A 19463-nucleotide genomic window follows, 5' to 3' on the forward strand; every position below is an offset into this window, starting at 1 on the left:
GGATAAGTTGTCAGCAATTACTATTCATTTGATTCCGTACCCTATAGAAAACAAAAAAGGTTGTTCCGTACGGAACAACCTTTTTGTATAAGCAATGAATAATCCTTATTTGCCGAAATAATAATTTACGCCAAGAGTAGGAGTAAGTCCAAGCCCAATGTTGAATTGGCTGCTTGATGTTGAACTAGAACCGTTGTTATTAGGTGTTTGAGAAGTTGACTTCATAGAAGTATATCCAATAATATTGTTTAATGAAAAGTCAACACCCCAATTGTTGCTAAAGAAGTAAGTTAATCCGGGAGTAATATTCACTCCAATGATGTTGTTCTTTATTTTGTTTCCATCAATAATGTCTGAAGGGTGAAGAATATCCGGAGTTCTGTTTTGAGTAGTACCTGAATTGTAACCTACAGAAACTTGTCCAAACAAATAAAGTCCGTTACCTACTTCTTTGTAGTATCTAGAAAAAACGCCTGCACCTAAGTTAACGGTATTCACTGTTTCTTCTTTCTTTCCATCTATAGAAGCGACCCTTCCAAAAAAACTGCTGCCGACATTTAAATTAAGTCCTACAACAATATTGTCGCTAATAAAATAGCCTGCGGTTGGGCTAACATTCCAATTTAAATTACCTTTAGTCTCGGTTGAAGTGGCATTGCCTGAGGGAGGGGTAACTTTGTTTACAGTTTTGCCTGCTAAATTTACGTTTAATCCACCGCCAATCATGATAGATCCTTTACCGGTCTGAGCATTGGCAACCATACAAGTTGAGATTGCTGCTACGAAAGTTAAAACTACTTTTTTCATAAATATTTGATTTAAAAAATGTACTTGCAAATGTATGGATAACATAATCAATGCCGTAGGTTGAAGTTCTCCACAAATTGAGTGGTTGGTCTAAGAAAATGTAGTGTTGGTTAGAATTTATTCAGCATTTCTTGCAGATGACGGCTTCTTTCTATACAGATTTTTTTCAATGTTGTGATTTGCTTACAGTTCTTATCTTTGATGTGGTCATAAACAATGAACAAAGCCCTATACCGGCACGAACACAAGTTGTGATTTGCTTACAGTTCTTATCTTTGATGTGGTCATAAACAATATTTAAAAACAAAAGAAGACAGAGACGTAGTTGTGATTTGCTTACAGTTCTTATCTTTGATGTGGTCATAAACAATAATGGGATACATGGAGAAGTACAGACATAATGAAAGAAGCCCTCAAAAAGAAGGCTCCTTAGTTCCTTACATTGCGAAGTCTATAAGATTAAGCAGTCCAGAACAACTGCAAATATACAACAATAATTTAAACCTAAGAATAAAAACTAAAAATTAGAAGATATGGCACAAGGCGGATTAGAATATGTAATAGACCTGATAGACGGTTCTTTTGGCAAGAACATTCAGAAGGCGCAGCAGCAGACAAGTAAGCTGGACGGCTTGGTTAAGCGCGTGGGGGCTGGCGTTGCAGCTGTGTTTACTGTGCAAAAAGTGTGGGGATTGGTGGAAGAGAGCACCAAAGTGCGGGCAGAGATGGAAGCTCTGGACACCAAGATTAAAATAGTGAGTGGTTCGACAGAACAATACACCCGCTACACTCAAGCGTTGGGTAGCATGATTGACAACCTTGCACTGCCTATCAAAGAGACAACAGAGTTGTGATTTGCTTACAGTTCTTATCTTTGATGTGGTCATAAACAATTGCCTGCTGAATAGGCTTCTTGGTATGCATTGTTGTGATTTGCTTACAGTTCTTATCTTTGATGTGGTCATAAACAATGACAAAAACCGTTACAATCCGAATCAATTTGTTGTGATTTGCTTACAGTTCTTATCTTTGATGTGGTCATAAACAATTAGACTGTTGGTCTTTTCGTTCAAATACCTGTTGTGATTTGCTTACAGTTCTTATCTTTGATGTGGTCATAAACAATTTCTTACAACGTACTTGTATGGTCTTACCCGTTGTGATTTGCTTACAGTTCTTATCTTTGATGTGGTCATAAACAATCCGAATACAACAGGTGGAAAATAATGGGTAGTTGTGATTTGCTTACAGTTCTTATCTTTGATGTGGTCATAAACAATGACAAGGGCAACGATAGTGAGCAGCCAATAGTTGTGATTTGCTTACAGTTCTTATCTTTGATGTGGTCATAAACAATCAACTTTTCTTCCTCAACTCGTTTTCTTCTGTTGTGATTTGCTTACAGTTCTTATCTTTGATGTGGTCATAAACAATAAAAGTAAATGTCTTTGACTTTGTTGGGTAGTTGTGATTTGCTTACAGTTCTTATCTTTGATGTGGTCATAAACAATGTTGGCGAAGGGTAGGTCTGTGTCTGTTTCGTTGTGATTTGCTTACAGTTCTTATCTTTGATGTGGTCATAAACAATCTTATTGTTCTCATTATAAGCATTCTCAGGTTGTGATTTGCTTACAGTTCTTATCTTTGATGTGGTCATAAACAATTAGATAGTTACTTGATTGCATTATTCCAAAGTTGTGATTTGCTTACAGTTCTTATCTTTGATGTGGTCATAAACAATTTTAAGGCTCTGGATGTGCCTAATGTGGAGTGTTGTGATTTGCTTACAGTTCTTATCTTTGATGTGGTCATAAACAATAAATTGCCCTGCGTTTGCATCAATCTGCTTGTTGTGATTTGCTTACAGTTCTTATCTTTGATGTGGTCATAAACAATTGCTCAACTATTAGGTGGTAATGTATGCTAGTTGTGATTTGCTTACAGTTCTTATCTTTGATGTGGTCATAAACAATACAGGTTCTAGTTCCTTAAAGGTGTACAAAGTTGTGATTTGCTTACAGTTCTTATCTTTGATGTGGTCATAAACAATTTGCTTACTTTGACATGTAGTAATTGTCCAGTTGTGATTTGCTTACAGTTCTTATCTTTGATGTGGTCATAAACAATTCTCAATCTTATTCTAAATTTTACTCTTTGGTTGTGATTTGCTTACAGTTCTTATCTTTGATGTGGTCATAAACAATAAGTCATCTATTTATATACACTTGTATAGCGTTGTGATTTGCTTACAGTTCTTATCTTTGATGTGGTCATAAACAATTTTTCAATTACAAATCATTAATAAGTGCATGTTGTGATTTGCTTACAGTTCTTATCTTTGATGTGGTCATAAACAATAGGGCATCCAGCTTCAATCATTCGCTTTACGTTGTGATTTGCTTACAGTTCTTATCTTTGATGTGGTCATAAACAATGCCGGCAAATGAGTATAACGGCAAAACAGAGTTGTGATTTGCTTACAGTTCTTATCTTTGATGTGGTCATAAACAATTGCCAACATTCCAACGGCTGCCAACCTTTCGTTGTGATTTGCTTACAGTTCTTATCTTTGATGTGGTCATAAACAATTGTAAGAGTGGCAAGCACTACAGTTGAAGCGTTGTGATTTGCTTACAGTTCTTATCTTTGATGTGGTCATAAACAATAGATAGGTCGTCGCCCCCTTTTCGTTTTTAGTTGTGATTTGCTTACAGTTCTTATCTTTGATGTGGTCATAAACAATGTCTCTCTCGTAGTTAAAATCGTCAGGGAGGTTGTGATTTGCTTACAGTTCTTATCTTTGATGTGGTCATAAACAATTTAACTCTCTTTTGAAAAACGCAGTAGGGGGTTGTGATTTGCTTACAGTTCTTATCTTTGATGTGGTCATAAACAATGATTTTGCAGTAGAGAATTTAGAGAAACAAGTTGTGATTTGCTTACAGTTCTTATCTTTGATGTGGTCATAAACAATTATATTTGAGTAGCTTATTGACGGGTTTAGTTGTGATTTGCTTACAGTTCTTATCTTTGATGTGGTCATAAACAATTAGCAGACGGAAATGGGAAAATAGTAATGAGTTGTGATTTGCTTACAGTTCTTATCTTTGATGTGGTCATAAACAATCTTCTAAAGAATTTCCTATTTGTTTTATGTGTTGTGATTTGCTTACAGTTCTTATCTTTGATGTGGTCATAAACAATATACCCTACTTGTATCTATTGATAGTTCAAGGATGTCGTGGGATATGACACAAAGAAAAAAATGAAATGACCAAGGAGGATTTATTTAGTAAATCCTCCTTTTTTTTAAAACATTTGTAATTGCTGTACGACTACATGTGGATTTTCTTGTGCTTTTGTGCCATTAAAAATTTCTATATCGCCAAATTGTTTATCGGTGATACAGAGTATGCCGATATGTCCAAATTCCGGCAGGCTCTTTTTAACCCTTTTTATGTGTACATCCGCATTCTCTCTGCTCGGGCAGTGTCGAAGATAAATGCTGAACTGAAACATGGTATAGCCGTCTTCTAATAACTTTTTGCGAAATTCGGCATATCGCTTTCTGTCTTTTTTTGATTCTGTCGGTAAATCAAAAAACACTAATACCCACATAATTCTGTATGCGCTTAATCTTTCTTGTGTAGCCATTGTTTTTCATACTTTTCAGAGGTTCATGGCTGGATAGGGGATTTTGTTTGCTTTGCCCTCAAAACATTTCACTAAACCGGCTGTGGTTCTTTGCAACGCAACCATTAAGGGGCTTTTGTTATTATCAATTTCAACATCTATTGCTGGTATGATTAACAACTCTTTCTTGATTTCTGTGGTTAATTCACCTTCAGTTTTTGGGAACTTGTGTAAAAGTCCACAAATCAGTTCATCCACAAATGGGCGATAAGGTTCCATAATATCATCTGCCAGACAATATGAGTTGTATTGATTGCGATGATGAATCCCCAATGTTGGCAAGAGTCCGCTTCCAACCAATGAACGTGCCACGCAAGCACGTAAGATAGAGTAGCCATAGTTCAGCCAAGTATTCGGTTTGTTGCCTTCGCGATCTCGAATGAAATTTGACTCGACTCCGAAAATATGTTGCCAATAGTAGGCTGCCGCCCTGCCTTCAAAGTTTTCAGGGTCTCCACTACGTACTTGTTTTGCCATGTTATACAGCATTTGTGCATCCCCTTGCCTTTGTTTTTCGAGCAAGATTCCTTGATTGTTTATTTTTTGTTTGACGGTTTGTTGCCATAGTTGTTTCTTTAGCGGAAGCGAGCTTTCAATCTGTGCCATAAAACGTTTTGCTTGCAGCGTGTTTCCGTCTAAATTAAGCATCATGCCGCATGGGTGGTGGGTTGAGTTACAGGTAATTAATGCCACATTGTTTTCTAATAGTTCACTCATCAGTGCTTGTGTCAATGTGATACGACTATGGTCTAAAATTAATAATCCGATGTCTTCAATGGGAATTGAAGCAATCGCTTCTTTTTTAACCTGCTCCGGCATATTCGCGTCTTGTTCAATCTCAGGCAGTTTTACAACCAATTGTTTAAGATTCAGACTTAAATAAGCCGGATTACCAAAATAGAGCGTGCGTTTAATCATAGGCTAAAGAGTTAATTCATTTTCAATTTGCACGTATTCTTCAAACTGCTTTTCTTTTAGCGAGTGCTGTTCTTTATAGTTTTCCATGTTGTTAAACAAATGCTCAGCTAATTCGGTGTTACGGCTGTAAAAGCCGGTGTTGTTCGTCCATTCCCAATCGTTTATATCAGTAGTGAAATTGTGTTTTATCGGGTTGAGGTGAATATAGAGAATAATTGCTCGGAGGTAGTCATCGTCTTTGATTTCCTTCCGTTTGAAATTTTTAAGAAAAAGAGAACCGCGTCTTTGATAAACCTTATTAAAGGATTGGGTGTAACTGCTAAACAGATTAGCAAATTGTTTGCTGAGAAACTTTCCATCAATGGTTGGGATGGGGTTAGACTTTTCAACTGGTTTAAACTTTTCCAAAGTTCTAAACTTTGGAAAAGTTTGGAGTTGGTTAGGGAAGGTTGAGTTTGACGAAGTTTCCTCTATATTTGGTATATCGTTACTAAGCAGTACCTCTACTTCCCCTTTTAAAATCTTTTTAATTTCCTCCTTGCTTCTGATTTTGACTAAAAAATGAAAATGATTAGGCATCAGACACCAAGTCAGGGTCTCGGCTATGGGGCTGATATGCCGATTCCATTTGCTCAAGAAAAACAGATGGTTCTTTCTCTCAACAAATAGATTATCCGTTCCGTTTGCATGGTTGAAAATGTGGTAGTATGTCTCAAAATTAAGCATCTGCTATTATTTTTTAGTCATTAAACTTTATGAAGTCTTGTTTCTTTTAATATTCTCCAATACTTACAATATCGCCCAAATGATTGATGCGTACTTTGACAATCCCTTCAAAATTGGGTAAACTTTTAATATTTTTGAAAGTGATGTCTTTTAGTTCTTTCCTATCATCTATTGTTGTTTCTAAATGATGCCTAAAAACATATTCTCTCACAGCTGAATTGCCATAAATAAGTTTTGAAAATTTCTGCACCCTAAACAAATTTTGACTGATTTCCTTTTTATTTTTCGGGTCTAACAAATCAATTTCATTGGGGTTAAATCCTGTTTTTTCATTTGGGAAAACAAACATTTCATTTTGTTTCAAGGTAAATAGAAACTGCCAGCCTAAATGTTGGTTATATGTTTTATCAATTATTGGTAATCCTTGATTAGAGCGAGCAACAGCTTCATAGAACGAAACCACATTTTCTTGTAAATTTCCTTTCTCATCTCTGTAAACTGCTACGTGGTGATTGTTTCCAGTGCTAACATAATCAACAGGAATTTTCATCCCATTTTCATCCAACATAAAATTACCAAAATGGTCTTTTTTGTAGTGCAAAGGTTCAGCATTGCTAACACCGCTAATTGTAACACGTTTTATTGAAATTCCCTTTTCTTTATTGAGCCAAATCGGGTTTTTGTCTAAATCAGAAAATGCTTTTTTGGGATCTCCTCCGTATTCTTTTAAGCGATTTCTCATTATCGTTTTAATTCCCTCATCAACAATTTTACCTATTAATTTATCATCTTTAAAATTTTCCGGGGTAATATCTTTTCTAATTGAAAAATCTTCTGTCAGCCATACTAGTTTTACAATTTCAGGAAGTGCTTTTGATTTTGCTTCATCCAAGTAAATCGGATTTTTGCTCAAAGCATTTTTTCCTGCAAAAACTTTCATCGGGTCATTGCCATTTTCTGATAATCTTTGTAATAAAAACTTTCTATAAAGAGGGTTAGCCACTTTATTTATGGTTTCAACGTCAAATTTTGTGCTTACTTTTTCTTCTTTACTTTCGTAATAATGGTATTTACCGTAAACAGTTTCTTTGTGCAACTGTCCTCTTGGAGTTAACGTTTCTTGAGCTTTGTCTTTGCCCGAAATTTTATTTTTATTTTTCGTAACTACCTTATTTTTTGCTTTATGCGAAATCAATACATTTTCCAAATGCTCTTTGGCTACCTGACGGAAGTTTGGTATTGGTTCTTTAAAAACACGCTTTTTGTTTCCGTCATTATCCACTTTTATTTCGGTTTCCAAATTCTCAATGGCAACTATATTGCTGTGCAATTTATGATTTTCGTTTTTCCGTGCATTCAGGTAATTCAAATACTGAATATGATTATGTTTGGTAAATGCAACCGTCAAAGCGTCCATAGCGTGATGACGGTGGTCGTTCCGTTTTGTCCAGTCTTTAATAACTTCTACTTGCTTTCCAAATTTCCGTTCTTGCATTTCAGTCAACCCTAAACTTCTGTATTTCGGCAGATTAAGCTCTTTCATTACATTAACCAAGTCCCAATCTTCACGAAGTCTGTCTGTAATACTTCCCGAAGTGGAAACTACTGAACGGGTAATTTTAAACAGCATTTCTTTTGCCTTTTTGGCAATGTATTGCGTTTCTCTTAAATCACGCTCTATAAATCCGTCCCCGATTTCAGACTCTTTTTTGAATAATTTTTGATATTTAGCTTTTGAAATCTTCTTTTCCATGTACAAAATTTCGACTACTGATTCATACTTAGAAAAATCACCTTCGCCTTTTGTGCTCATATAATCAAATGCTGTCTTGTTTCCCTTATCCAAATTTGCTTGTCTCGGTACTAAAACTTTATTTGAAAAACTGTCATCAAACAAACGGGATTGAGGAATGATATGGTCTATATCATATTCTTTTCCAAATAACTTATGATAATCAATTTTGGTATTTGTATATAAATCTTTATAAGCATTAAAGGCTAATTCCTCATATAGTTTATATCTTATAATATCATTTTTTGTTGGATTCTGAACACTTGGAAAATCTCTCTTTATGATCGCTCTTATTTTATCATTCTCCAATTTTGCAGCATTGATATTCGTAGTCATTTCTGCTCTTTCCTGTGCATTTTTCTTTAATTCACGAGCCAATTCTATACGGATTTCGTCAAATCGGAAATCGGGATTTCCTTTTCTATTTTTCTCAATCAATGTGTTTACCACATTGACCATTTGATTAAGAATTTTCTCCACCACAGGTTGACGTAAACTGTTCTTTTTCAACAACTCCAATTTATCCTCCAATGGTCTATTGTCTATTTCCTCTTTGGTCAAAGAATGCTTGGAATGACGATAACCTGCCAATTCGCAAGCCGTACTATAATTGTTTTCCTTAATAAACGGATAAACTTTTCGCATCGCTTTGGAAGAAAGATTTCCGTAATCATCAGATAAGGAAATATTAGCCAAAATCTGACTATGTTCTTTTTTGAAGCCGAATTTCTTTTCTAACAGTTCATACAATTTTTCGTTTCCACTTTGGGAATTATCGCCTTCATACGAATACAATAAATGCCACAATTGATAAGATAGCTGTTCTTCAAACGCTGTTCCGTCCAGCTCTGCATCAAATTCCAAAATCTTCGTATCAATTTCCAATGTCTGAAAAATATCCCTGACCATCTTCTTGATTTCAATGGCAGGAACATTCAAATCGTCCAGTTCAACCTCATCTTTGTTGGATTTTACTTTCAGTAAATCTTTTACGTCATACCCCTCTATATCCAAAATTTTCAGATAGGCTTCATAAAGTGCTTTATTGGTTCGATTGCCCTCCAATTCAGAATAATTGATTTCCCAATCAGTAGGTTTGTACCCTAATAGTTCAATGATTTTATTGGCTTTTAAATTGCCTTTAAAGTTCAATTCATCAAACAAATGTTGCTTTGTTTCTAAATCGAGCGTAAATATTTCCTTTTCTTCTTCAAAAAGACTATCCTGATTGTCTTGTTTTGCTGTACGTTTCTTACTTCCTTTTTTTCGGATTAAAATATTGTTCAAGTTTTGCCAAATCTTAAACTCCTGAAATAAAGGCGAAGATTTTGGTGCAACACGCAAGCCAATTGTTTTTTTCTTTCCGTTTAATTCAACTTCCTTACTCTCAAATTCGCAAAAGCTGATTAAGCCTTTTTGAGATTTCAGTTTTCTTTGGTAAAAGATGATGATGTCCCGAATTTCTGTTTTGAGTTCTTCTGTTAATTCTGAATGATAGTTAGATTGAACTTCCCAAATTTTCTCAAACTCGTCCAAATAATCCTGACGATAAAACACTTGATTTTTCAATCGTGTATGACGGTTTTCCTTGATTTGCTGATACAAATATTGACCGACCGTCTGCTTGCTAAAATACAACTCCTTACTTCGATCTGAAATTGCACCAAGATAACCGCTCGAATTATTAAGGTTGTTGTTTATCTCTGTCAGAACAAAAGCGACCTCATCTTTTTCCAATTGTTTGGAAATTGCTTCACTTCGCCATTTGTAAGCCTGTATCTTTTTTTCTTCTCTTGTTCCTTTGTTTTCGGCTGTATTGAATTGATATTTTGTCCAAAACAAAGTGGAAGTTGCTCGTTGTCCTTTTCCTTTTAATTCTTTATAAAATTCATCGGTAAGGATTTCAGGATAGAATTGTCTTTGAAAATCCCACACTTTGTCAAATTCAGCCTGCAAATCCGACCTGTAAAAATCAGGTATTGACTTTTTGCCTTCTTTCAAAAGCTGATAAACCAACTGGCCGGGCGTTATCTGTTCATCATACAACCGTTTCGCAACAGCCATTCCATCAATCGCCTGACCTTCATCTTCGTTCTTAGCTTTTCTACTGCTTTTATAACCTCGTTTTTTATTGATAGCTAAAAAAACACGTGCCAATTCATCTTTATCAATTTTCTCATAAGCGGCTTTTGATCGTAACATCCAAGTTGAAAAAGTGGTTTGTTTGCCATCTTCATTTAAAATAGAATTATTGTTAATGATATTAGCATTAACCAGTGCTTCAATTAAATTTTTACGTCTGATTTTAAAACGGTCTAAATTTCTTCTAGCTCCACGTTTTAAGGTTCTTTCTTTATTAATCGAAAAAGATTTGCCTTTTTCAAAATTGGTTTGTTCATCTACAGTTAGTGAAATAATTCTAACACCTATTTGATTAATTTCAGAGTTTTTTAGTTTTTCATCTTCCAAGATGTGTGCAAAACCTATTGAGGATACTCCTAAATCCAGTCCAAGTATATTTTTTTTTGCCATTGTGAAAAATTAATAATTAATGGCATGCAAGTAATAACTTTATTCTTATATTTGCAACACTGTAAGCAAATCACAATAAGGATTATTTCCGTTGTGAAAACATTTAAGGCGGGGTAACTCGCCTTTTTTTATCCAAATCTATAACGCATTTTTTCAACTTTACCTACTACCTTTGCAGCCTTCAAACAAAAATCCAAATGAACAGGTCTGTCGCTTTTTATACTTTGGGTTGTAAGCTCAATTACTCCGAATCTTCTTCGCTCAACCAACAGCTTGAGAAAATTGGATATACAACTAAGGACTTTACTGAAGGACCTGATGTTTATGTGATTAATACTTGTTCAGTTACAGACCATGCGGATAAAAAGTGTAAGAAGATAGTGAGAGAGGCGTTGAAGTATAATCCCAACGCTTTTGTTGCGGTGATTGGTTGCTATGCGCAGTTGAAGCCCGGTGAAATTGCTACAATTGAAGGGGTTGATTTGGTGTTGGGTGCTGCTGAAAAGTTCAATCTGACACAACATTTGGATAATATCACCAAGAAAGAAAAAGCTGAAATCGCCCATTCTAATATCAAAAAAGTAGTGGACTTTGTGCCCGGATTTTCCGGAGATGACAGAACAAGGTCTTTTTTAAAAGTTCAAGACGGCTGTGATTATTTCTGTTCCTTCTGCACAATCCCATTGGCAAGAGGCAGTAGCCGCAGTCTCAATGTGAGTGATACGTTGAAAGTAGCTCGCACACTTGCAGCTACTGACGTGAAAGAAGTCGTGCTGACCGGATGTAATCTGGGAGACTTTGGTGTCAATCACGATGAGAGTTTTCTGGATTTAATTAGAGAATTGGATAAAGTAGATGGGATTATGCGTTATCGTATTTCCTCTATTGAGCCAAATTTGTTGAAAGATGAAATCATTGATTTTGTTGCCAATTCAAATAAATTTCTACCCCATTTTCATATTCCGCTTCAAAGTGGATCGAACACTATTCTCAAAGCAATGCGCAGACGTTATTTGAGAGAGTTATATGAAGAAAAAATCAACAAGATTAAAGTAGTTATGCCTGATTGTGCCATTGGAGTTGATGTTATTGTTGGTTTTCCGGGCGAAACCCACGAGGAGTTTTTAAAGACATATAATTTTTTAAATGGCTTAGATGTTAGCTACTTTCACGTATTTCCGTATTCTGAACGACCCAATACCACTGCTTGGAAAATGTCTGATATTGTGCCTGTAAAGGTAAGAGGGGAGAGGACGCAGCAGTTGATGAATCTTTCTGAAAAGAAAAGACAATTTTTCTATCGCTCATGTTTAGGCAAAACCTATCCTGTATTATTTGAAAAAGAGGAAAGAGAAGGCAAGATGTATGGGTTTACTCCCAACTACATTCGTGTTGAGGCAGACTATGACCCTATGTTAATCAACGAGATTGTGGATGTGAAATTGGAAAGTATCAATACCGAAACAATGCATGTTGTGGGCACTGTTTCGGAGTATTCAGCCACAGCACTTAAATTCAGTTGATTCTAAAAATACAGAATGTATCCTACCTTATATGACATGTTTGCAGATTTGTTTGGAGTTCATCTCCCATTTCTGCGTGTAGTTCAATCCTTTGGTTTTTTTGTTGCCATCTCTTTTTTGCTCGCTCATTATACGATGTCTCTTGAGTTGAAGCGCAAAGAAAAAGCAGGGGTGTTGAGTGGAAAAAAGATTAAAGTAATTATTGGAAAACCCTATGCTGTGTCCGAGTATGTATTGAGCGGTTTTCTCGGTTTTTTGTTGGGATTTAAACTGTTACCAATCTTCTTTTTCAGCAGCGATATGGCAGATCCGCGTTCTTTTCTTTTGTCAGCAGAAGGAAATTGGTTGTTGGGAGGATTGAGTGCTGTTGCTGTTGTTTTATATAAAAAATACGAAGACAAGAAGCAGCGTAAAAATCCTCCTGTGGAGCAAGAGGTTTTGGAACGTCCTTATCAAATAATGGGGAATATGACGGTTATTGCGGCTGTTGCAGGCTTGATTGGAGCTAAACTGTTTCATAATCTCGAAAACTGGGATCATTTTGTTGCAGACCCTATTGGCTCTTTGCTATCATTTAGCGGGCTTACATTTTTTGGAGGATTAATATGTGGTGGTGCTGCTGTTCTTTGGTATGCAAACAAAAAAGGAGTAAAACCCTTACACATGCTTGACGTTGGAGGACCTGCTATGATGTTGGCTTATGCATCCGGTAGAATCGGGTGTCATATTTCAGGTGATGGCGATTGGGGGATTGTGAATACGGCTCCAATGCCGGCTTGGTTGTCTTGGCTTCCTGAATGGGTCTGGGCTTATAATTATCCTAACAATGTGAATGGTGAATGTAATCCATACACGATTGGAACTCCTGAGTATTTGGCAAATCTGAATTGTGATTTTTCTGAAACTCCTTATTTGGTTGCTAATGTTTTTCCAACTCCTTTATACGAAATCATCGTTTGTGGTATTTTCTTTTTTGTATTGTGGTCTTTGCGTAAACGGATTCATACTCCGGGAGTTTTATTTGGAATTTATATGATCATGGCAGGTTTTGAACGCTTTTGGATTGAAAAAATCAGGGTAAACACTATTATACACTTTTTAGGAATGAAAGTTACCCAAGCCGAAATCATCTCTGTTATACTAATGTTGGGAGGCGTTGCATTGATTGTGTATGCAAAACGAAAAAATAAGATTCAAACAGCCCTTTTATAACTGTTGTTGTATTTGTTAGTTCAGTTCGTCTGTCTGACAATATCGATTTTTATAGAGAACAATGTGTGGCAATTGCATATTTACAGTTAATTCGTACATTCAAAAAAACTTATATATGAAACATAAAGTATTACTAAGTCTGTTGATTATTCTTTCTTTCATCTCCTTCAATGTGTATGCAGTTGTGAACCAAACCAAGGTGAAGAATGAGAATAAGTACAAAAATTTGAAAGTGCTTCCCCAAGATATTTCTGAAGAAGAACTCAAAGCAACCATGAAATTTTTTAATACTTCTTTGGGTGTTAAATGTAGCTTTTGCCATGTCGCCAATCCTGATAATCCTAAAGATTTAGACTTCGCAAGTGATGACAATCATAAAAAGCTGGCTGCACGTTATATGATGAAAATGACGCAGGAAATCAATGATACACACTTCAAGCCATTTCTCGGTCAAGATGGCAACACCATAGTTCCTGATCATATTAACTGTATGACTTGTCATAATGGACAGCAAAAACCAATTACTACTCCTGCGGTTCCTATACCTGATGTGAACAATGGTAAGTAATGTTATTTTTAAACGCGAATACACGCTTCTAACTTTATTTTCAGACTCTTACCAAAGATGATTTAACTGAGATTATCTTTGCTGCGTGAAAAATGCTTTGAGATCCATTGCGGTGTCGCTTTTGATTGTTGTCTATGCCTTTGCAGTAGGGCATAGCAGTTTACATAGCGATTTGCATCAAAGCAAAACTCACACAGATGAGTCAAGTACTTTTAAAAATATTGTCGATAGCTGGCTTAGTTCTGCAAGTGGCAATGAAAGCTCATACAGTAATAGCCTTAGATTCTATTTTTCAGGGGAGAAGAATCTGAATACGGATTTTGTGATTTTATTAAAAAAAGCAGCCCGTTACTTTCAGACCTATTTTATTCAATATACATTCTTTGAAAAGAATCTCATTGAGAGACTGTTTCCACAGGATATCATTTTCCCTTTCCATTATTTTTGGTAAAAGCAGAGGTTTCATGCAGTTTTAACGGATACCTTTCTCTCCGTCAATGTTGACGGGATCAAAAAATTATTAACCAAAAAAAATAAAAATTAATAAAATGTTTTCAGGAACAACAATCATAGGGTTGATTATAGTGTTGCTATGTATCATTCCCATAGTGCTGATGTTTGTCAGCAGCAAAAAGAAAAAAGCAAGAGCGCTAAACGCTTTAAAGGAGCTGGCAACTGAGTCAAATAAGAAGGTTGCACAATTTGACCAATGGAAAGAAAATGCAATCGGAACTGACGAAGCCCATACCATGATTTTTGCTGTACGCAAAATGAAAGATAGTGTGTTGAAATATGCTATTAATCTGAGTGGTGTCAGGTCTTGCAAAGTCATCAATAGGAGCAGGACAGTGAAATTTGAAGGAGGGAATACCACATTAATAGAACAATTGTCTTTGCAATTTGAATATAAAGACCCATCAAAAGGAGAAATGGTACTTGATTTTTATCACAATGGCTATGATACAGTAGCGATTGCAGATGAACTTCTACTCATACAGAAATGGGAAATACTCATTCAGGATGCCTTAAACAAAAACTAAAGGTTTTGGACTTGTTAAAAAGCCTCGCTCAAAAGCGAGGTTTTTTTTTGTCTTTTTATGATTTGAGTAAGACATCTACTATTTCTTGAGCAGCATTTCCGTTGCCATAAAGCCCTTCTTTTGCTTCAAAAGGCTTGTTGTAGATTTGATTGAAATAGGATATGATTTTGTCTTCATTGGCACCTGCCACAAAATTTACATTGTGTTGCACTAATTCTATCCATTCGGTTTCATCTCGCATGGTGATACAGTATTTCTTTTTAAGATAAGCCTCCTTTTGCAGTCCACCGCTGTCGGTGAGGACGAAACTACAATTTTCTAATAAGCCCAACATGGTGAGATAACCAACAGGGTCAATGATTTTAAAATTTGGAACGATATTTAAAGTTTCAAAAAATTGACGAGTGCGCGGATGTAGGGGTAGTATAATCTCAACTTCCTTAGAAATTGTGTTCAATGCATTAACAATTGCGCGAAGGCGATCGGGATTGTCAGTGTTTTCTGCGCGATGTATGGTACAGAGGGTATATTTCTTTTGTTCAGTTATGGGAGACAAGGACTCAGCATCAGGGGCATAGTTAGAAAAGAATTTAAGTGCATCATACATAATGTCTCCGGTGCGGATTACTTGACAGGGGTAATCTTTAAACCCTTCTTTACTAAGATTTTCAATAGCGCTATCGGTAGGGCAGAATAGGAAGTCCGAAATGCGGTCAGTCAATATTCGGTTTACTTCTTCCGGCATTTTCATGTTGAAACTTCGCAAACCTGCCTCCACATGAGCCACCTTCACATGCAGTTTTTTTGCAGCTAATGCCCCTGCAAGAGTGGAGTTTGTATCTCCATACACAAGCACAAAGTCGGGTTTTTCTTTCAGTATAATTTTTTCAATTTCTTCCAACATGCGACCTGTCATAGCACCATGTCCTAAACTGTGAATATCAAGTTTGTATGAGGGAGCAGGGATTTTCATTTCAGAAAAGAAAATGTCACTCATGTTGGAATCAAAGTGTTGTCCCGTATGAACCAATATTTCGGTAATACCATTGGTCTCAGCTATTTTTCTGCTTAGAGGAGCAGCCTTTATAAACTGCGGACGTGCTCCGATGATGGTCAAAATCTTCATGAAGGCTGCGAAGTTAATTCAAATACTTCTTTTGAACTTGTCTTTTCATCTAAGTAATATAGGTGCGCTTGCTACGTTCCATTCTCTCACAAGGTTTGATAACAATACTTTTCCGGTTACTGCTTGGGGTTCAGGTATAAGTAGTGCGATGGATAGCGGTTTCTTGTATGGAGTGCGCTATCAATTTTAAACCTTTAGTTTTGACAATTCAAAACTAAACAATCATTACTCAACATTCTTGCCTACATTTGCGCCACTCAATAAAATAATGACTCAAATTAAATTTACTTCAAAACCTGACTTCTTTCTCATACTCAGAAACAGAATTGACGGTTACTTTAAGGATAACAATCTGAATAAAACCGGAGATTTCCGACTGTATTCAAAATCTATCATATTGTTTAGTGCATTGGTTGCACTCTATGTTATATTGGTGTTTTTTACACCCTCAACCTGGTTGGCACTCTTGCTTTGTGTGTTGATGGGGGTTACTTTAGCCGCCATTGGTTTTAACGTAATGCACGATGGAGCACATGGGTGTTATTCTTCAAATCCAACGATTAATGCAATCATGGGTTTTTCTTTAAATGTAATGGGGGGGAATGTGTATATCTGGAAACAAAAACATAACGTGAATCACCACTCTTTTACGAATATCGAAGGAATGGATGATGATATTGACATCAAACCTTTTATTCGCGTTCATACTGCGCAAAAGAAGAATTTTCTCCACCCTTTACAACATTTCTATTGGGTTTTGCTTTATGGTACAACTTATATCTTTTGGGTGTTTTATAATGATTTTAAAAAGTATTTCAGTGGTAAAATCTCTGAATATACCCCCATTCCTAAGATGAGTATCAAAGAACAGCTGAATTTCTGGTCCTCAAAAATATTCTATGTTTTCTTGTTCATCGTACTTCCGGGAATAATGGTTGGATGGATTCCAATGTTAGTTGGCTATTTAGTGATTTGTTATGTTACAGGCTTGTTGATTGCTGTTGTCTTTCAATTGGCGCATGTAGTAGAGAAGGCTGACTTTGTTGACCCTGTGTCTTCAGGTTTTAGTGTGGAGGATGAATGGGCAATACATCAATTAAAGACTACTGCAAATTTTGGAACCGGCAGTAAATTTCTGAATTGGTTGTTGGGTGGGTTAAATTTTCAGGTTGAACATCATTTGTTTCCAAGAATCAGTCATGTGCATTATGCTAAGATGAATGAGATTGTGAAAGAAACTTGTAAAGAGTATAATGTTGAATACAAAGAGTATAGAACTATGTATCAAGCACTCAAATCTCATGTCATGCACTTAAAAGCAGTAGGACAGGCAGCTTAATGTTGCATTGTTCGTTGTGTAATAAATTCTGCAACCCTGTCTGACGCTCCGTTCCCACCAACTCGGATTCTAAGGGCAGCATATCCATTCATAATTTCTGTTCTTCTGTCAGTCTCCAAGAGTGCTTTTAATTCTTTTTTAATATTCAACTCAGTTAATTCGTCCTGAATCAGTTCTTTGACGAGCGGGCTATTGAGAATGAGGTTTACTAAGGAGATATATTTGATTTTCATCAATGGCTTTACAATCAAATATGAGATTTTGGAAAATTTGTAACAAACTACTTGTGGAACTTGCCAAAGTGCGGTCTCTAAGGTTGCAGTGCCGCTTGTTACCAATGCAGCCTTAGCGCAAGCGAGAATTTCGTATGTTTTGCCTCTTAAAATTTCAATCCCGTATTGTTGAGACAATGAATGTAGCTCTTCTTGCGAGAAGGAGTCCGAACCAGCCATCACAAATCGATAGTCAGGAAAGTGTTTTGGAATGGTTGCCATAATCGGTAAGATGTTGGCAAGCTCCATTTTTCTACTGCCGGGTAGCAATGCAATTACCGGTTTCCCATCTTTAAGTTGTTGAATGGTGGCGGTATCTTGTTTGTATTCCGAAATTAAGTCTACTAATGGATTGCCTACATAATCTGATGTGATCTGATGTTGCAGAAAAAACTCAGGTTCAAATGGTAGAATTGTGTAGAGATAATTCACAAAAGCCTTGATTTTTGTGATTCTCTTGCGATTCCATGCCCAGACTTTGGGAGCGATATAATAATGAACAGGTACCCCTAACTCTTTGGCTATGGGTGCAATGCGAAGATTAAACCCCGGATAGTCAATCAAAATAAGTGCATCGGGTTTGTTTTGGATAAAATCTTGCTTAAAAAGAGTAAGGTTTTGTTTGATGGTTCTCAGATTTTTAATCACTTCCCAAATACCCATAAAAGCTCGTTCTTTGATATGAGAAATTTGGACACCGCCTTCTTTTTCCATTTTGTCGCCTCCCCAAATTCTAAACTCGGCATGTGGGTCAAGTTGATTGATTTTTTGCATCACCCTTGCGCCATACATGTCACCGCTTGGTTCACCTGCAACAAGATAGTATTTCATGGTTTATTTGAAAAAATGGATAAAGAATATGTATGCACCAATCAACAAGGTGCCAATGACAACGCCTCGTGCAAATTTTTGATTTTTGTATCGGTTTAGAGCAATTAGAAAAATTGGAAGGTTGATGAGCATTGAGGCTTTGATAATTGGCAGTGCGGTTTTGTCATTGCCCAACCAAAGGTTTAGAACGTATTCAAAATTCATGTATTGCGGAAAACGAGCAAATAATACAAGTATGCAACAGATTAATGGTGCTGCAATTCCAATGATGATACCGATTCCGAGATGTTTATTTTTCATTGAGTTTCCAGTTGTTTACAAGTGAAATGCTTTTATAATCAGTCAGGTCGTATTGTGTAGGCACTATGGAAATATAATCCTGTGAGAGAGCATACACGTCTGTATCTTGACCATCGTCCACATTTACAAAATTACCAATCATCCAATAGTATTTGCGTCCATAAGGGTCAATACGCTCTTCAAAACTCTCTTCCCACTTTGCATGAGCTTGACGGCAAATTTTTATTCCTTTGATGTGTTCAGTAGTAGGAATATTCACATTAAGCAAAGAGTTTGGGGGTAATTGTTTTTCTAAAAGACTCAGAATGATTTTTTCAATATAAGGTTTGCCGGGCTCAAAATTGGCGTGATAGCTATAATCAGTGAGAGAAAATCCAATAGATGGGATGCCGTTGATTGCGCCTTCAACAGCAGCACTCATAGTGCCGGAGTATATTACATTGATAGAAGAATTGTTTCCGTGGTTAATACCTGAAAGCAATAAGTCAGGTTTAGCAATCAGCAATTTGTCAATTGCTAATTTCACACAGTCAACCGGAGTGCCCGTTGTTTGAAAAGCTTCCACTCCTTCGAAGATATCCATTTGTTCAACTCTCAAAGGTTGGTTTACGGTAATGGCGTGTCCCATTCCACTCTGAGGACCATCAGGGGCTACAACGATTACTCTTCCAATCTTCTTTGCTATTTCAACCAATACTCTCAGTCCGGGTGCTGTAATTCCGTCATCATTGCTCACTAATATCAGAGGTTTTGTCATTGCCGCAAAAGTAAGAAAACTTTAATG

The 19463-nt window shown here is 36.3% G+C and carries 18 protein-coding genes; 8 read left to right on the forward strand and 10 right to left on the reverse strand.

Annotation, left to right across the window (positions count from 1 at the left end; translation table 11 throughout):
• Window positions 1–105 precede the first annotated feature (105 nt).
• Window positions 106–807, reverse strand: coding sequence for a porin family protein (locus M0R38_09000; protein MCK9481879.1), 702 nt, complete (start codon window positions 805–807; stop codon window positions 106–108).
• A 533-nt stretch (window positions 808–1340) separates the two neighbouring features.
• Here M0R38_09000 and M0R38_09005 point away from each other — a divergent pair.
• The gene (locus M0R38_09005; protein ID MCK9481880.1) at window positions 1341–1661 is read left to right on the forward strand and encodes a hypothetical protein; all 321 of its coding nucleotides are present in this window, start codon (window positions 1341–1343) and stop codon (window positions 1659–1661) included.
• A gap of 569 nt (window positions 1662–2230) precedes the next feature.
• Here M0R38_09005 and M0R38_09010 read toward each other — a convergent pair.
• From M0R38_09010 to cas9, 5 genes are all read right to left on the reverse strand, one after another.
• Window positions 2231–2464, reverse strand: a complete 234-nt coding sequence (locus M0R38_09010) for a hypothetical protein (protein ID MCK9481881.1) — start codon at window positions 2462–2464, stop codon at window positions 2231–2233.
• A 1652-nt stretch (window positions 2465–4116) separates the two neighbouring features.
• Complete coding sequence (gene cas2, locus M0R38_09015) at window positions 4117–4461, reverse strand: CRISPR-associated endonuclease Cas2 (protein MCK9481882.1); 345 nt, start codon at window positions 4459–4461, stop codon at window positions 4117–4119.
• 15 nt (window positions 4462–4476) lie between these two features.
• On the reverse strand, window positions 4477–5418 hold the full coding sequence (gene cas1 / locus M0R38_09020; protein MCK9481883.1) for a type II CRISPR-associated endonuclease Cas1: 942 nt from the start codon (window positions 5416–5418) through the stop codon (window positions 4477–4479).
• Window positions 5419–5421: 3 nt separating this feature from the next.
• A complete protein-coding gene (locus M0R38_09025) occupies window positions 5422–6144 on the reverse strand; it encodes a transposase (GenBank protein MCK9481884.1) in 723 nt (240 codons plus the stop codon).
• A 46-nt stretch (window positions 6145–6190) separates the two neighbouring features.
• Window positions 6191–10468: a type II CRISPR RNA-guided endonuclease Cas9 gene (gene cas9, locus M0R38_09030; protein ID MCK9481885.1), complete on the reverse strand. Its 4278-nt coding sequence runs from the start codon at window positions 10466–10468 to the stop codon at window positions 6191–6193.
• A 197-nt stretch (window positions 10469–10665) separates the two neighbouring features.
• Here cas9 and mtaB point away from each other — a divergent pair, with 197 nt between their 5' ends.
• From mtaB to M0R38_09055, 5 genes are all read left to right on the forward strand, one after another.
• The gene (mtaB, locus tag M0R38_09035) at window positions 10666–11991 is read left to right on the forward strand and encodes a tRNA (N(6)-L-threonylcarbamoyladenosine(37)-C(2))-methylthiotransferase MtaB (GenBank protein MCK9481886.1); all 1326 of its coding nucleotides are present in this window, start codon (window positions 10666–10668) and stop codon (window positions 11989–11991) included.
• Window positions 11992–12006: 15 nt separating this feature from the next.
• On the forward strand, window positions 12007–13203 hold the full coding sequence (locus tag M0R38_09040; GenBank protein ID MCK9481887.1) for a prolipoprotein diacylglyceryl transferase: 1197 nt from the start codon (window positions 12007–12009) through the stop codon (window positions 13201–13203).
• 115 nt (window positions 13204–13318) lie between these two features.
• Complete coding sequence (locus tag M0R38_09045) at window positions 13319–13771, forward strand: c-type cytochrome (GenBank protein ID MCK9481888.1); 453 nt, start codon at window positions 13319–13321, stop codon at window positions 13769–13771.
• An 85-nt stretch (window positions 13772–13856) separates the two neighbouring features.
• Window positions 13857–14222, forward strand: a complete 366-nt coding sequence (locus tag M0R38_09050) for a hypothetical protein (GenBank protein ID MCK9481889.1) — start codon at window positions 13857–13859, stop codon at window positions 14220–14222.
• A gap of 97 nt (window positions 14223–14319) precedes the next feature.
• The gene (locus M0R38_09055) at window positions 14320–14811 is read left to right on the forward strand and encodes a hypothetical protein (protein ID MCK9481890.1); all 492 of its coding nucleotides are present in this window, start codon (window positions 14320–14322) and stop codon (window positions 14809–14811) included.
• A gap of 55 nt (window positions 14812–14866) precedes the next feature.
• Here M0R38_09055 and wecB read toward each other — a convergent pair whose 3' ends face one another.
• A complete protein-coding gene (gene wecB / locus M0R38_09060) occupies window positions 14867–15937 on the reverse strand; it encodes a UDP-N-acetylglucosamine 2-epimerase (non-hydrolyzing) (GenBank protein MCK9481891.1) in 1071 nt (356 codons plus the stop codon).
• Here wecB and M0R38_09065 point away from each other — a divergent pair.
• Window positions 15936–16127 (forward strand): hypothetical protein, encoded by a 192-nt coding sequence (locus tag M0R38_09065; GenBank protein MCK9481892.1) that lies wholly within the window; start codon window positions 15936–15938, stop codon window positions 16125–16127. The two genes, wecB and M0R38_09065, sit on opposite strands and share 2 nt — an antisense overlap.
• Window positions 16128–16205: 78 nt before the next feature.
• Window positions 16206–17276 (forward strand): acyl-CoA desaturase, encoded by a 1071-nt coding sequence (locus tag M0R38_09070; protein ID MCK9481893.1) that lies wholly within the window; start codon window positions 16206–16208, stop codon window positions 17274–17276.
• Here the strand turns inward: M0R38_09070 and lpxB are convergent.
• Genes lpxB through surE form a run of 3 tightly spaced genes read right to left on the reverse strand, consistent with a single transcriptional unit; the run spans window position 17273 to window position 19436 of the window.
• Window positions 17273–18379, reverse strand: coding sequence for a lipid-A-disaccharide synthase (gene lpxB, locus M0R38_09075; GenBank protein ID MCK9481894.1), 1107 nt, complete (start codon window positions 18377–18379; stop codon window positions 17273–17275). The two genes, M0R38_09070 and lpxB, sit on opposite strands and share 4 nt — an antisense overlap.
• A 3-nt stretch (window positions 18380–18382) precedes the next feature.
• On the reverse strand, window positions 18383–18679 hold the full coding sequence (locus M0R38_09080) for a hypothetical protein (GenBank protein MCK9481895.1): 297 nt from the start codon (window positions 18677–18679) through the stop codon (window positions 18383–18385).
• Window positions 18669–19436, reverse strand: coding sequence for a 5'/3'-nucleotidase SurE (gene surE, locus M0R38_09085; protein MCK9481896.1), 768 nt, complete (start codon window positions 19434–19436; stop codon window positions 18669–18671). The genes M0R38_09080 and surE overlap by 11 nt, the downstream gene beginning before the upstream one ends.
• Between the last annotated feature and the right edge of the window lie 27 nt (window positions 19437–19463).

The sequence above is a fragment of the Bacteroidia bacterium genome (genome assembly GCA_023228875.1).
Lineage (GTDB): Bacteria > Bacteroidota > Bacteroidia > NS11-12g > UBA955 > JALOAG01.